Below are 13,035 nucleotides of genomic sequence, written 5' to 3'. Positions count from 1 at the left end.
CCTTTTGATGGATTACAGGAATTGCTTCAGGACTTGTTGAATGTTGAGCAAGCCGGCGATGCTGCCGAAATTGCACAAGCCCGAGTGGTCGCCGCTGATGCGTGGCTTCGTGCCCCGGAACAAGTTTCCGGAAAAGACGACGTCGGGCAAGCTGCCAAGCCCTGAGGCCTGGCCGCCATGAGCATGGATGGGCTACAGGCGGGCGAGGTTAAACAGACCCGCGATGCCGGTGCCCAGGTTGCCCAAGCCGGAGAGATCGCCGCTGAAGGGGCCGCTCCCGGCGCCGATAATGGGACCCGTGACGCCGGTGTTGAAGAAGCCCGAGACATCGCTGTCGCTAACCGAACCGCCGCTGACTTTGTTGAAGAGGCCCGAGACGTCTCCGTTGAAGGCGGTGCCGCCGCTGGCCGAGTTGAAGAAGCCCGACACAAACTGGCCGGTGTTCCCGAAGCCCGATTCACCCTTACCGGTGTTGTTGAATCCCGAGTTCACCTGGCCGCTGTCGGTGGTGAACCCGATGCCGGTGTTCACGTTGCCAGAATTCAAGAAACCCGTATTTGTATTGCCCGAATTCCCAAAGCCCGTATTGACGTCACCCGCGTTCCAGAAGCCCGTGTTGGCGTCGCCCGAATTTCCGAAGCCTGTGGCGGTGTTGCCCGAATTCCAGAAGCCGGTGTCGGACTGGCCCGCGTTCCCGAAGCCCGTGCCGAGACTATTCGAGTTCCCGAATCCGAAGTTCAAGACGCCGGAGTTTCCGATGCCAACGTTGTTGATGCTGCCCACAACTCCGGCCCCACCCGGCACAAGGGTATTGACGCCCGAGTTGAAGATGCCGATGTTGCCGCTGCCCGAGTTGAAAAAGCCGATGTTGTTCGTTCCGGAATTCCCGAACCCGATGTTGCCGGTGCCCGAGTTCAGCCCGGCGAAAGCGAATTGACCGGTCGCCGAGTTGTAATAAGCATTCCCGACACCGATCAGATTGTTACCCGTAAGCCCGAAGCCGACGTTGCCATTGCCGGTGTTCCCGCCGCCGATGTTCGCATTGCCGAGGTTGCCCAAGCCGAAGTTGCCGTTGCCCTGGTTACCGATGCCGAAGTTATAACCGCCCGGATCTCCGGTCATCATGCTGGCCTCGCCGAAATTCCCAAAGCCGATGTTGGCGTTGCCGACGTTTCCGCCGCCCAGGTTGGAGTTGCCGGTGTTTCCGCTGCCGAGGTTGCCGCTGCCTTTGTTGCCGTTGCCCAGGTTGCCGTTGCCGAGGTTGCCGATGCCCAGGTTGGGCAGCGTGGCGATGATGTCTTGCAACGTCTGCGCGGGCACCAATTGTGCGGCCGCCGCGGACACCCCGCCGTGATAGCCCACCATCGCCGCCACGTCCTGGGCCCACATCGCCTCGTAGTCGCCCTCAAGTTCGGCGATCGCCGGCGCGTTGAGCCCAAACCAATTCGACATCACTGCCTGCACAAAGGAATTCCGGTTGGCCGCCACCGCCAGCGGATGGATCGTTGCCGCCTGCGCCGCCTCGAACGCACTGGCTACCGCCTGCGCCTGGCCGGCCGCGCCCGCGGCCTGGGCGGAGGCCGAGCTGAGCCAGCTCGAATATGGACCCGCCGCGGCCGTCATTGCCTGCGACGCCGGCCCCTGCCATGCTTGACCCGCCAGCCCCGAGATCACCGAGGAAAACGAATCCGCCGCCGCTCCCAGCTCATCGGCCAGAGCGTTCCATGCCGCAGCGGCCTCCAGCATCGGTGCAGATCCGGCGCCGCTAAATATCAGTGTGGAATTGATTTCCGGGGGTAACACCAAGAAACTCATGACCGTTGACCTCCACGCTTGGAACCCATTTATCGGCATCGGGCTGGCCCCCAACGTCGGTGAGAATACGACGCTGCCGGGGGGTTTCTCCCGGTTTTGGCTGAATTCCGCTCACTTCGAAACCCGCGAATTTTCCGCCACCGTGGCGCGGAGGCCGCGTCGGTGATGGGGGGCAAACCCGCGCCCTCGCTGGCCGAGCAAGCGCTTGGTTGATACCCTGATCGGGTGGACCGAGTGGCCGGTCAGGCTAACAGCCGGCGAGACGAGTTGCTTGCGCTCGCCGCGACCATGTTCGCCGAGCGCGGTCTGCGCGCCACCACCGTGCGCGACATCGCCGACGGCGCGGGCATCCTGTCCGGCAGCCTCTACCACCATTTCTCCTCCAAGGAGGAGATGGTCGACGAGCTGCTCCGCGAATTCCTGGAGTGGCTGTTCACCCGATACCGCGAAATCATCGACAGCGAGCCCAATCCGCTGGAGCGGCTCAAAGGGCTGTTCATGGCGTCGTTCGAGGCGATCGAGGATCGTCATGCGCAGGTCGTCATCTACCAGGACGAGGCCAAACGGCTGCTGTCGCAGGCCCGGTTCTCCTACATCGAGGACATGAACCGCCAACAACGCAAGATGTGGGTCGAGGTGCTCAATCAGGGCATCGACGAGGGCTGCTTCCGGCCCGACCTCAATGTCGACCTTGTCTACCGTTTCATCCGTGACACCACCTGGGTGTCGGTGCGCTGGTATCAACCCGGCGGACCGCTCACCGCGCAGCAGGTGGGTCAGCAATATCTCGCCATTGTCCTTGGTGGGATTACCAAAGAAGGAGTCTGAAAGATGGCCCGTGTCGGCGACGATGCAGTGGGGGCGCCCCCAGCCGCGCAGCGGCGAGGGGGACGAAGCGATGAGGAGGAGCGACACAATGGCTGAGGCGTACGTCATCGACGCTGTACGTACCGCGGTCGGCAAGCGCAACGGCGCATTGGCCGGGATCCATCCCGTCGACCTGGGCGCCCTGGGTTGGCGCGGACTGCTCGACCGAGTCGACGTCGACCCGGCCGCCGTCGAGGACGTGATCGCCGGTTGCGTCGACGCCATCGGCGGGCAGGCGGGCAACATCGCCCGACTCTCGTGGCTGGCCGCCGGTTATCCCGAGGAGGTGCCCGGCGTCACGGTCGACCGGCAGTGCGGTTCCAGCCAGCAGGCGATTTCCTTTGGCGCCCAGGCGATCATGTCGGGGACGGCCGACCTCATCGTGGCCGGTGGCGTGCAGAACATGAGCCAGATCCCGATCTCGTCGGCAATGACCGTCGGCGAGCAGTTCGGGTTCACCTCGCCCACCAGCGAATCCAAGCAGTGGCTGCACCGCTACGGCGACCAGGAGATCTCGCAGTTCCGTGGCTCGGAGATGATCGCCGAGAAGTGGAACCTGTCCCGCGAAGAGATGGAGCGCTACTCGCTGACCAGCCACGAGCGTGCGTTCGCGGCCATCCGCAGCGGACACTTCGACAACGAAATCATCACTGTCGAAACCGAATCCGGCCCATTCCGGGTCGACGAGGGCCCGCGTGAGTCGTCGCTGGAGAAGATGGCCGGCCTGAAGACCCTCGTCGAGGGTGGTCGGCTGACGGCGGCGATGGCCAGCCAGATCTCCGACGGCGCCAGCGCGGTGCTGCTGGCCTCCGAGCAGGCCGTCAAAGACCACGGGTTGAAGCCCCGGGCCCGCATCCACCACATCAGCGCCCGCGCCGCCGACCCGGTGTTCATGCTGACCGGGCCCATCCCGGCGACCCGCTACGCAATGGAAAAGACCGGCCTCTCAATCGAAGACATCGATACCGTCGAGATCAACGAGGCGTTCGCGCCGGTGGTTCTGGCGTGGCTCAAGGAGATCAAGGCCGACCCCGAAAAGGTCAACCCCAACGGCGGCGCGATCGCCCTCGGTCATCCGCTCGGCGCCACCGGCGCCAAGCTGTTCACCACCATGCTCAACGAGCTCGAGCGCATCGGCGGCCGCTACGGACTGCAGACGATGTGCGAGGGCGGCGGCACGGCCAACGTCACGATCATCGAACGGCTCTAGTTTCTTTGCCGAGCGTGCGTGTTTGGACGCCGACACGCCGCAGATCGCGTACAACTGCGCACGCTCGGCGCGGGATGCGACCGGTCAGCCGCGGGCCGGATCGAACTCGAGCACTTGGGTGAGCCGAATGTTGTTGCCGGACGGGTCACGGAAGGACGTGTCGATACCGTAGGCCTGCGGCGTGGGAGGATCGTTGAACGTGATGCCGCGAGCAGACAATTCGTCGTAGGCGGCTTGGCAATCGTCGGTCTCCAGGAACAAGGTGCCGCCGGCTCCCTTGGCCACCAGCTCGGCCAGTTGCGCGCTGGCCGCCGCGTCGAGCATCGGTGGTCCCGGAACGGGCATCAACACCAGCCCGACGTCGTCCTGCTCGACGGGTCCGACGCACAGCCACCGGAAGTTCCATGCCTGCATCGTCACGTCGGCCCGGACTTCCCATCCGAGGGTTTTGGTGTAGAACTCCAGCGCTGCCTCTTGGTCGTGCACCCAGAACTGCGCGTTGGCGATCTTAAGCATCGGCTCTCTCCTGACTTTGTTGCGTTGCCTCGACGCTACGGATTACGCGGGTCCGTCGTCTTCTCGAAACGTGCGGTTTTGTGGCCGTCCGTAGGCCAGCGCGACGCAGCGCGGAATTCGTAGGTAACGCTCCGCGGGTGGGAAGGTGGCCCGGTAGCTCTGTGGCGTCACGCCGAACATGCGGCGAAAGCTCGTCGTGAACGAGCCGACGCTTTCCCAGCCCACAGCGATGCAAACGGCGGCCACCGTCCAGTCGGTCGTGCGCAGCAATGCGGCGGCTCGTTCCAGCCGCCGCGTCAGCAGGTACTGGTGTGGCGACTCGCCGAACGTCGCCTTGAAGCGTCGACTGAAGTGCGCCGGGGACAGGCCTGCGGCCGCCGCCAGGTCGGCGACGAAAAGCGGTTCGTAGTAACGCGCGTCGACGAGGTCTTTGGCCCGAAGCAGGTGCCGGGCGACCGGTGCAGATGCCACCTCCCCAGTCTGCCCGCCGTCACCGGGCGGCCAGCACCAGCGCGATCCCGCCCAAGGCCAGCAGCCAGCTCGTGAAGCTGCCCACCAGGAAGTACTCGGTCACCTCGTCGATGCCGACGTCGACGTCGCCGTTGCGGTTCTTTTGGGCGCTGAGCTCGGGAAAGCGGATGATGCCCTTGGCGGCGACGACGGCGCTGGCTGCGGCCACCTGCCCGCCGACGCCGAGGCTCAGGATCAGCAGGCGTTCCATTGGGCCCAGCAGCCGGCCGCCCTTGAGCCGGTCCGACGGCTGCGGCTCGCCGGCCGGACGCACCGCGCCCACCGAGCCAAGCACGAGGCGCACCAACTGATTTCCGGTGGCGAACTGCGCCAGCACCACCGCGACGATCATCAGCAGCCGGCTGGGCGTCACGTGGCTCAGCGGCAGCTGCACCCAGCCGGACCACCGCGCGATCACGCCTTTGACCGGAGATGACCATCCGGACAGCACGATCAGCAGCACCAGCGCGGCGGCGAACACGGCCAAGGGGGCCGCCTGCTGACGGCCGCTGCCCTCGGCGCGCAGGCATAGCCACTCCCAGACGACGGCCGCGGCGGCCGCCAGCACGAGCAGCGGCGTATCGCCGCGATGCCATAGCGCACCCAGTGTCGCGCAGCCCGCGACCACGACCGGACCGATCACTAGCGGGGGCCAGGCCGCGCGGACCGCCCGTCGGCATAGGTCGGCGATCCCGACCGCGATCAGCAGCACCGCGACGGCGCTCATGGCAAACTCCGAAGATATTGGGAGGCACGGACAATCAGGTCCAGACCGTCGCGGGCCGCCCGCTGGGAGACCGCGGAAGGGCTGATGCCCTCCGCCGCGGCGAGTTCCTTCTTGGTCCGCCCCGCCATCAAGCCCCTCACAATCCGTAACGATCTTTCATCGAGCGATCCAAGCAGATGGTCCCGACAAATCAGGGCGGCGTTGACGGCGGCGACGTCGGTGCGCGTGTCCCCGTCCGCCCGGAACGTGGTGCGCACCAGCATGAAGCCGGGCTGCCGCTGGGCCTCGGCCGTCTGCTGGATGGCCGCCCGGGCGGTCCACCAACCCGGCCCGTCCTGGATCCCGGCGTCGGCGTCGAGGATGGCGACCGTGCCCCAGCCGATCCCGAACCGGACATCGGTCTCGGGTGCCAGCAGCAGGCGCACCGTCAACGCGGCGTCGATGGCGGCACCGACGGTCTGGTAGCTGCCCTGGAATTCATCACCCACGGTGAAGGCGGGCGGGTCGACGGCACCGCCGGCGACCTCCCCCAAGGCGGTGGCGACGCGGCGATGCAGCGCCGGCCGGTCGCGCGCGCGCCGGGACCCAACGACGTCGCCGATCAACGTCGCGCGCAGTGAAGTTATAGCCTTCACCTTAGCCATATAAAGATTATAGCTTCATTTACGGCTAATTTAGAAAATAGCTTAATCGCGCCGCCAGTGCCTGCTGTTCAATTTGGCGAATGGTCCGTGAGCCTCAGGTATCCGCCGATGCCGACCCGCTCAAAGGTGCGTCGGCGTTGGGCCGACAGCATGGGCAGGGCCTCCGCCGCGTCGATGATCTCGGGCTGCGCCACCTCGTAGTCTTCGCCCTGGGACGAGATCGTCGCTCGCCCCGCCGCACGCACGTTCCGCAACCAATCCACGTCCGTGCCATAGGGCAGCGGTATGACGAAGCCGTCGGCGATGCGCTCCGCGACCACCGGTGTGGTGTACTGCTTGCCCGAGCGCCGCCCGGTGTGCGTGATCGCCGCCGCGTACCAGTGTTTGTGGCCGGCCAGCTGCACCATCAACGGGTTGAGGAGGTACTTGTTGGAAGCGCGAACGGCGTTCAGAAGCGGAGTGGGCCAAGAGCCCGGTGTCAGCGCACTCATTGCTCCAGGATGGCGCGGCGCCACGCGCGACGGCCAGGGTCCTTAGTCCACCGCTGAGGGTTCTTCGACCAGCGCCGTCGCGGCCTTCAGGTGGGCGATCGCGTCGCGCACGATCGATTCGATCAGCTCGGCGCACGACGGCAGGTCGTCCAGGATGCCGGCCACCTGACCGGACGCCAGCACGCCGGCCTCGGTGTTGCCCTCGACCAGCCCGGCTTTCAGCAGCATCGGGGTGTTCGCCGCCATCACCACCTGCGACCAGGTCAGCTCCTTGCCATGCCGCATCGCCAGGCCGTCGCGGATCATCGATCGCCAGGTCATCTGCGACATCTTCTTAAACTTCGCCGCATTGCCCACCGCCGCCGCCAAACCCCTAACGGGCGAACCGCTTTCCAGCTTCTCGACCAGCCCGGTGCGCAGCACCCGGTGCGGCATGCCGTCGACTCGGGTGGTGACGACCGTGCCGTCCAGCGCCGCCTCGAGGTAGCGGCGTTTGACCGCGTCGGGCACGGTGGAATCCGAGGTGAGCAAAAACCTCGTGCCCATCGCCACGCCGGCGGCCCCGTACGACAACGCCGCCGCGAGGCCGCGCCCGTCGAAGAATCCGCCGGCCGCGATCACCGGGATCCCGCTGCCCTGCACGGCGTCCAGCACCGACGGCAGCAGCAGCGTGGTCGCGACGGGCCCGGTGTGGCCGCCGCCCTCGCCGCCCTGCACGATCATCGCGTCGGCGCCCCAGCCCGCGACCTTGCGCGCGTGTTTGGCCGCGCCGATCGACGGAATGACCACCGCCCCGGCGTCTTTGAGCCGCGCGATCAGTTCCTGCTTGGGCGCCAACGCGAACGACGCCACCTTGACACCCTCGCGGATCATCAACTCGACTCGGTCACCCGCGTCGGCAGCATCGGCGCGGATGTTCACGCCGAACGGCTTGTCGGTCGCCGCCTTGACCTTGCTGATGGCCGTCGCCAACTCGTCCAGGGTCATGGTCGCCGACGCCAGGATGCCCAGCCCGCCCGCATTGGCCGTCGCGGACACCAGCCGGGCACCGGCGACCCAGCCCATCCCGGTCTGCACCACCGGATGCTCGACGCCGACCAGCTCGGTCAGCGGCGTCCGCAGCCTGGTCAACGGATCTCCCTGTCGCGCAGCGCCTTCGGGTCGATGACCTCACGGATCAGGCGCAGCTCGTCGTCGGTCGGCAGCCGGGTCTCTCCCGCCTCGTCGAGGCCATCCACCTCGAACGACGTGTTCTCCCGGACGTCATCGGGCGACACACCGGGGTGCAGGGACACCGCCCGCATCGTCCTGCCGGGCCCGTTGAAGTCGAACACCCCGAGGTTGGAGACCACCCGGTACGGGTTGGCGAACCGGAACGCCGGGTTGTCCGCATCGATCTTGTCCCAGCCGATGCCGCACACCACGTCGACCGCCTCGCAGAACACCCGCTTGGAATGGTTGCCCACCCAGTAGCTGGTCGCGTGGTTGATCGCGTTTCCGGGCGCGCCACGCAGGCCGAACATCTGCCGGGTGGGGTGCTGCAGCGGGCCGAACGCCGAGATGTTCTGATTGCCAAAGCGATCCACCTGATTGGCGCCCATCACGACGTGCCGGCGGCCCCAGGCCAGCGTCTCGAACACCCGGCCGAAGGGCATCCAGCCCTCGATGTTTTTTGGGCGCCCGGCTTCGCCGAGCGCGGGGGTGTCCGCCAGCAGCTGCGCCTCGCCGTCGGTCAGCAGGATGTCCGGCGAGAAGGTGAGCCGGGCCAGCCGCGCCCCGACGGACGCCATGTTCGTCATCGGGCTGATCATGATTTCGCCCGCGTCCCTGAACAACTCGGCGCAGGCGACCGCGCAGACCTCCGCTCGGGTGCTCATCTCGCGGCCTCCTCTCCGAACGCGCGAACGGCGGCCTGGTAGTCGTCCTCGCTGCCCGACAGGTAGGTCTGGACGAAGCTCTGCCAGCCCTCGTCGGTGGACGCCGCCTCGGCGTAGTGGCGCTGAAACTTCTCGTCGCGCCCGTAATCCGGTGCGGCGGTGGTGAAGTGGGCCCCGCCGGGAGCCTCCACGACCGCGTCGACCATCATCCGGTTCACCAGCAGGGCCTGCGGCGGCACCGCCTTGACCAGTTCCTCGGTCGGCACGACGCGTTCCACCGACAGGTAGCGTTTGTCGGCGGCCATCAGGAAGAGGTCGTCGAAGTAGGGGTCGATGCCGCTGTAGGCCGCATTGCCTTGGCTGTCACCGAGATTGAGGTGCACGAAGGCGGCGTCCAGGCGCAGGGCCGGCATCGCGAGCAGCGTCTCGTGGCCGCCGCCGGGCGCGGGGTAGGGGCTGGTGACCGTCCGCAGCTCGCCCTCCCAGAAGTCGGGAACCGAACTGCCCAGGCCGGCGCGGATCGGCAGGAACGGCAGGCGCTGCGCCGCCGCCTGCAACCCGCAGCGCAGCATGCCCTCGTCCATCTCGCGGGCTTCGATGGCGCCGCTGGTGCGGGCCTTGGCGAACCACGGGTCGTAGAACGGCGCGGAGTCCAGCGACACGAATCCGTAGTAGACGCGCTTGACCTTGCCCGCCGAGCACAGCAGCCCGAGGTCGGGTCCGCCATAGGTGACAACCGTCAGGTCCGCGACGTCAGTGCGCAGCATCGCCCGCACGAAGGCCATGGGCTTGCGCCGGGAGCCCCAGCCGCCGATGCCGATCGTCATGCCGCTGCGCAGCTGCGCGACGGCGTCGTCGAGGGTGGTTCGCTTGTCGCTCACGACTTTTCACCCTTCGTCGTCCCGGCGAACGCATCGCGGTGCTCGTCGGCCACCCCGGCGAGGTTGAGCTCGAACGTAAAGCCTTGTTCCATGCGGTAACTCGAGTTGACCCGTTGCACGTCGATGAGGTTGAGCGCCTCCTTGGCCGCGCGGATGACGCGCGTGTCCTTGGCGGCGATGTCGCGGGCGACCCGCAACGCGGCCTCGTCCAGCTGGTCCCGGGGCACCACCTCGTGCACCGAGCCGAAGTGGTGCAGGGTGGCGGCGTCCACGGTGGCGGCGGTGAAGAACAGCCGCCGCATCAGATGCTGCGGCACCAGCCGCGACAGGTGCGTTGCCGCGCCGAGCGCGCCGCGTTCGACCTCCGGCAGCCCGAACGTGGCGTCGTCGGAGGCCACGATGACGTCGGAATTGCCGACCAGGCCGATGCCGCCGCCGACGCAGAATCCGTTCACGGCCGCGATCACCGGCACGGCGCATTCGTAGACGGCGCGAAAGGCGGCAAAGCAGCCGCGGTTGGCGTCGATCAGCGCGGTGAATCCCTCGGTGCGCTGCATCTCCTTGATGTCCACGCCCGCGTTGAAGCCCCGGCCTTCGGCCCGCAGGATCACCGCGTGGGTCTCGGGATTGGCGCCGGCGGCCGTGATGGCGTCGGCCAATTCGAACCAGCCGCGCGACGGGATGGCGTTGACGGGCGGGTAGTCGACGGTGACCGCGACGATGCCCGGTTCGGTGGTGGTGGTTGTGATGGGCAAGGTGCCACTTCCTTGTGGGGTAACTACCTAAGCAAGCACTTGCTTGGTACGCTAGCACAGTGACTCCCGCCGAAGCAGGCTCGCCCCTTTCGGAAGGCATCAACCTCGGGCTGGCTGGGCGGGTGGTTCTGGTCACGGGCGGCGTGCGCGGCGTCGGCGCCGGCATCAGCTCGGTTTTCGCCGAGCAGGGCGCCACCGTGATCACCTGCGCGCGCCGGCCCGTCGAGGGCTCGCCGTACGAGTTCCACCCGTGCGACGTGCGCGACGAGGAGGCCGTCAAGTCGCTGATCGACTCCATCGTCGATAAGCACGGCCGGTTGGACGTCGTCGTCAACAACGCCGGTGGGTCGCCCTACGTGCCGACCGCGGAATCCAGCCCCAAATTCAACCGCAAGATCATCGAGCTCAACCTCATTGGTGCGCTGCTGGTTTCGCAGTTCGCCAACGACAAGATGCAGGACCAGCCGGGCGGTGGGTCGATCGTCAACATCTGCAGCCTGTCCGGCCGGCGGCCATCGCCGGGGACCGGCGCGTACGGGGCCGCCAAGGCCGGCCTGGAGAGCCTCACCCAGACCCTGGCGGTGGAATGGGGACCCAAGGTGCGGGTCAACGCCTGTGTGGTCGGGATGGTCGAGACCGAACAGGCCGACCTGTTCTACGGCGACGCCGAGTCGATCGCGGCGATCTCGAAGAACGTGCCGCTGGGCCGGCTGGCCAAGCCGGCGGATGTCGGTTGGGCCGCAGCGTTTTTGGCCTCGGACGCGGCGTGCTACATCAGCGGCGCCTCGCTGGAGGTGCATGGCGGCGGCGAGCCGCCGCACTACCTGGCCACAACGAATGCCAGTGCGATCAAGTAGAGGAGACACGAACAATGGGTTTGGTTGACGGCCGGGTCGTCATCGTCACCGGAGCGGGCGGCGGTATCGGTCGCGCGCATGCGCTGGCCTTCGCGGCCGAGGGCGCGCGCGTGGTGGTCAACGACATCGGGGTGGGCCTGGACGGCTCGCCGGCGGGCGGCGGCAGCGCCGCCCAGGGCGTGGTCGACGAGATCACCGCGGCCGGTGGCGAGGCCGTCGCCGACGGATCCAACATCGCCGACTGGGACCAGGCGGCCGGGCTGATCCAGAACGCCGTCGAAACCTTCGGTGGCATGGACGTTTTGGTGAACAACGCCGGCATCGTCCGCGACCGGATGATGGCCAACACCAGCGAGGAGGAGTTCGACGCCGTCATCGCCGTGCACCTCAAGGGGCACTTCGCCACCATGCGGCACGCCGCGTCGTATTGGCGAGGGTTGTCGAAAGAGGGCAAGACGGTCGACGCGCGGATCATCAACACCAGTTCCGGTGCGGGCCTGCAGGGCAGCGTCGGGCAGGGTAACTACAGCGCCGCGAAGGCGGGCATCGCGGCGATGACGCTCGTCGGCGCCGCCGAGATGGGGCGCTACGGCGTCACAGTCAACGCCATCGCGCCGTCGGCGCGGACCCGCATGACCGAGACCGTCTTCGCCGAGATGATGGCCACGCAGGACCAGGATTTCGACGCCATGGCGCCCGAGAACATTTCGCCGCTGGTCGTCTGGCTGGGCAGCGCCGAATCCCGCGACGTCACCGGCAAGGTGTTCGAGGTCGAGGGCGGCAAGATCCGGGTCGCCGAGGGCTGGGCGCACGGCCCGCAGATCGACAAGGGCGCCCGGTGGGATCCGGCCGAGCTCGGACCCGTCGTCGCTGACCTGCTTGCCAAGGCTCGCCCGCCCGTCCCCGTTTACGGGGCCTAGGAGCCAACCACTCGCGCCGAAAGTGAAGCTGTTGCGAGATTTTCGCCAATTTTTCGCAGTGGCTACACGCTCGGCGCGGGGTCGCAGATGACGATCGGGATGGTCCGGTCGGTCCACGACTGGTAGTCCTCGAACGTGGGATACATGGCGACCATCTTGGGCCAATACTCCTGGCGCTCGGCATCAGTGGCGTCGCGGGCCGTCAGCGACAAGATCTCGTCTTTGATCTGCACGGACACTTTGGGATTGGCCTTGAGGTTGAGGTACCACAGCGGATGCTTGTCGCTGCCGCCCCGGGATGCGCCGAGGATCACGCGGTCGCCCTCACGCAGATAGAGGAGTGGGCTGACGCGTGGTTCGCCGGTCTTACGGCCAGTCGTGGTGAGCAATGCGACCGGAGCGTTCTGGAAGGTGCCGCCAAGTTTTCCGTTGCTGCGCTTGTAGATCCAGGTGTTGCCCTTGGCCATCCACTTCAGGAACAAGTCGACCCACGGCGCGTTCAAAGCGCGTGGTTTTGATTTCGGCATGACTGTAGATCCTACGGCCGGGCTAGCGCTGAATGAACGGACGCAACCTGGCCCTGATGTGATGGATCAGCCCGTCGGATTCCGGTATCACGAAGGTCTCGTCGACCCGCGACGCGACCCGCCGCCCGCCGAACGAGACCCTGGTCAGCACGTCGTACACGGCGCGCACCTCGTCGCCGGAGACGGTGTACTGCGGCGTCGTCGTGGCCGAGATGATGCGGTATTGCGGTCCGCGATTCAGGCTGCGCCGCAAGTGATTTCCGGAGAATCCGGATTTGAGGCCCACCTCGATCCGGGTGCAATCCGGCGCGAACGGGACGGCGTCGGCGTCGTGGGTGACCAGTGCGTCGATGTACGCCTGGGCCGCCGCGATGCGGTCGGCCTCGGAGACGCCCATTGGATTGCCCGCCTCCTCATCGCGCTTCGCGCTCTGCATCG

Annotated in this window: 16 protein-coding genes; 4 read left to right on the top strand and 12 right to left on the bottom strand. The window is 66.9% G+C overall.

Annotation, left to right across the window (positions count from 1 at the left end; genetic code table 11):
- Positions 1 to 192: 192 nt before the first annotated feature.
- On the bottom strand, positions 193 to 1,815 hold the full coding sequence (locus A9X00_RS11395) for a PPE family protein (protein WP_067152948.1): 1,623 nt from the start codon (positions 1,813 to 1,815) through the stop codon (positions 193 to 195).
- A gap of 225 nt (positions 1,816 to 2,040) precedes the next feature.
- Between A9X00_RS11395 and kstR2 the strand changes: the two genes are divergently transcribed.
- Together kstR2 and fadA6 are read left to right on the top strand one after the other, a co-directional pair.
- Positions 2,041 to 2,643 (top strand): TetR family transcriptional regulator KstR2, encoded by a 603-nt coding sequence (gene kstR2, locus A9X00_RS11390; protein ID WP_156772037.1) that lies wholly within the window; start codon positions 2,041 to 2,043, stop codon positions 2,641 to 2,643.
- Positions 2,644 to 2,731: 88 nt separating this feature from the next.
- Positions 2,732 to 3,892 (top strand): steroid 3-ketoacyl-CoA thiolase FadA6, encoded by a 1,161-nt coding sequence (fadA6, locus tag A9X00_RS11385; protein ID WP_067152944.1) that lies wholly within the window; start codon positions 2,732 to 2,734, stop codon positions 3,890 to 3,892.
- An 84-nt stretch (positions 3,893 to 3,976) separates the two neighbouring features.
- Here the strand turns inward: fadA6 and A9X00_RS11380 are convergent, their stop codons facing one another.
- The 9 genes from A9X00_RS11380 to echA20 all read right to left on the bottom strand — a co-directional run bounded on the left by A9X00_RS11380 (position 3,977) and on the right by echA20 (position 10,293).
- Positions 3,977 to 4,408: a VOC family protein gene (locus A9X00_RS11380; protein WP_067152942.1), complete on the bottom strand. Its 432-nt coding sequence runs from the start codon at positions 4,406 to 4,408 to the stop codon at positions 3,977 to 3,979.
- Between the two features lie 42 nt (positions 4,409 to 4,450).
- Positions 4,451 to 4,879, bottom strand: a complete 429-nt coding sequence (locus A9X00_RS11375; RefSeq protein WP_067152941.1) for a helix-turn-helix transcriptional regulator — start codon at positions 4,877 to 4,879, stop codon at positions 4,451 to 4,453.
- A gap of 19 nt (positions 4,880 to 4,898) precedes the next feature.
- On the bottom strand, positions 4,899 to 5,645 hold the full coding sequence (locus A9X00_RS11370; protein ID WP_067152939.1) for a hypothetical protein: 747 nt from the start codon (positions 5,643 to 5,645) through the stop codon (positions 4,899 to 4,901).
- Positions 5,642 to 6,289, bottom strand: coding sequence for a SatD family protein (locus tag A9X00_RS11365; protein ID WP_067152937.1), 648 nt, complete (start codon positions 6,287 to 6,289; stop codon positions 5,642 to 5,644). Before A9X00_RS11365 ends, A9X00_RS11370 begins: the two co-directional genes overlap by 4 nt.
- Before the next feature lie 68 nt (positions 6,290 to 6,357).
- Complete coding sequence (locus tag A9X00_RS11360; RefSeq protein ID WP_067152935.1) at positions 6,358 to 6,780, bottom strand: nitroreductase family deazaflavin-dependent oxidoreductase; 423 nt, start codon at positions 6,778 to 6,780, stop codon at positions 6,358 to 6,360.
- Positions 6,781 to 6,822: 42 nt separating this feature from the next.
- Positions 6,823 to 7,911 carry a (3aS,4S,5R,7aS)-5-hydroxy-7a-methyl-1-oxo-octahydro-1H-indene-4-carboxyl-CoA dehydrogenase gene (ipdC, locus tag A9X00_RS11355; RefSeq protein WP_067152934.1) on the bottom strand — a complete coding sequence of 363 codons (1,089 nt, stop codon included), beginning with the start codon at positions 7,909 to 7,911 and terminating at the stop codon, positions 6,823 to 6,825.
- Positions 7,908 to 8,657 (bottom strand): cholesterol ring-cleaving hydrolase subunit IpdB, encoded by a 750-nt coding sequence (gene ipdB / locus A9X00_RS11350; RefSeq protein WP_067152932.1) that lies wholly within the window; start codon positions 8,655 to 8,657, stop codon positions 7,908 to 7,910. Before ipdB ends, ipdC begins: the two co-directional genes overlap by 4 nt.
- Positions 8,654 to 9,538: a cholesterol ring-cleaving hydrolase subunit IpdA gene (gene ipdA / locus A9X00_RS11345; RefSeq protein ID WP_067152930.1), complete on the bottom strand. Its 885-nt coding sequence runs from the start codon at positions 9,536 to 9,538 to the stop codon at positions 8,654 to 8,656. Before ipdA ends, ipdB begins: the two co-directional genes overlap by 4 nt.
- The gene (gene echA20, locus A9X00_RS11340; protein WP_067152929.1) at positions 9,535 to 10,293 is read right to left on the bottom strand and encodes a (7aS)-7a-methyl-1,5-dioxo-2,3,5,6,7,7a-hexahydro-1H-indene-carboxyl-CoA hydrolase; all 759 of its coding nucleotides are present in this window, start codon (positions 10,291 to 10,293) and stop codon (positions 9,535 to 9,537) included. Before echA20 ends, ipdA begins: the two co-directional genes overlap by 4 nt.
- Positions 10,294 to 10,391: 98 nt before the next feature.
- Here echA20 and A9X00_RS11335 point away from each other — a divergent pair, with 98 nt between their 5' ends.
- Positions 10,392 to 11,150 (top strand): SDR family oxidoreductase, encoded by a 759-nt coding sequence (locus A9X00_RS11335; protein WP_082975068.1) that lies wholly within the window; start codon positions 10,392 to 10,394, stop codon positions 11,148 to 11,150.
- A gap of 14 nt (positions 11,151 to 11,164) precedes the next feature.
- A complete protein-coding gene (locus A9X00_RS11330) occupies positions 11,165 to 12,070 on the top strand; it encodes an SDR family oxidoreductase (protein ID WP_067152925.1) in 906 nt (301 codons plus the stop codon).
- 62 nt (positions 12,071 to 12,132) lie between these two features.
- Here A9X00_RS11330 and A9X00_RS11325 read toward each other — a convergent pair whose 3' ends face one another.
- Together A9X00_RS11325 and A9X00_RS11320 are read right to left on the bottom strand one after the other, a co-directional pair.
- Positions 12,133 to 12,597 (bottom strand): nitroreductase family deazaflavin-dependent oxidoreductase, encoded by a 465-nt coding sequence (locus A9X00_RS11325; RefSeq protein ID WP_067152924.1) that lies wholly within the window; start codon positions 12,595 to 12,597, stop codon positions 12,133 to 12,135.
- A 22-nt stretch (positions 12,598 to 12,619) separates the two neighbouring features.
- Complete coding sequence (locus A9X00_RS11320) at positions 12,620 to 12,994, bottom strand: nuclear transport factor 2 family protein (RefSeq protein ID WP_067152974.1); 375 nt, start codon at positions 12,992 to 12,994, stop codon at positions 12,620 to 12,622.
- Positions 12,995 to 13,035: the final 41 nt, after the last annotated feature.

The organism is Mycobacterium sp. 1245805.9 (assembly GCF_001672915.1).
GTDB lineage: Bacteria > Actinomycetota > Actinomycetes > Mycobacteriales > Mycobacteriaceae > Mycobacterium.
Note: the sequence above shows the minus strand (reverse complement) of the source record. Positions and strands in the feature narration are given on the sequence as shown.

Excerpts from the sequence above, each read along its gene's own strand:
- A9X00_RS11360 (WP_067152935.1), bottom strand. The coding sequence starts at position 6,780 with ATGAGTGCGCTGACACCGGGCTCTTGGCCCACTCCGCTTCTGAACGCC.
- A9X00_RS11370 (WP_067152939.1), bottom strand. The coding sequence starts at position 5,645 with ATGAGCGCCGTCGCGGTGCTGCTGATCGCGGTCGGGATCGCCGACCTA.
- A9X00_RS11320 (WP_067152974.1), bottom strand. The coding sequence starts at position 12,994 with ATGGGCGTCTCCGAGGCCGACCGCATCGCGGCGGCCCAGGCGTACATC.
- ipdB (WP_067152932.1), bottom strand. The coding sequence starts at position 8,657 with ATGAGCACCCGAGCGGAGGTCTGCGCGGTCGCCTGCGCCGAGTTGTTC.
- A9X00_RS11325 (WP_067152924.1), bottom strand. The coding sequence starts at position 12,597 with ATGCCGAAATCAAAACCACGCGCTTTGAACGCGCCGTGGGTCGACTTG.
- A9X00_RS11395 (WP_067152948.1), bottom strand. The coding sequence starts at position 1,815 with ATGAGTTTCTTGGTGTTACCCCCGGAAATCAATTCCACACTGATATTT.
- A9X00_RS11330 (WP_067152925.1), top strand. The coding sequence starts at position 11,165 with ATGGGTTTGGTTGACGGCCGGGTCGTCATCGTCACCGGAGCGGGCGGC.
- fadA6 (WP_067152944.1), top strand. The coding sequence starts at position 2,732 with ATGGCTGAGGCGTACGTCATCGACGCTGTACGTACCGCGGTCGGCAAG.
- A9X00_RS11365 (WP_067152937.1), bottom strand. The coding sequence starts at position 6,289 with ATGGCTAAGGTGAAGGCTATAACTTCACTGCGCGCGACGTTGATCGGC.
- A9X00_RS11380 (WP_067152942.1), bottom strand. The coding sequence starts at position 4,408 with ATGCTTAAGATCGCCAACGCGCAGTTCTGGGTGCACGACCAAGAGGCA.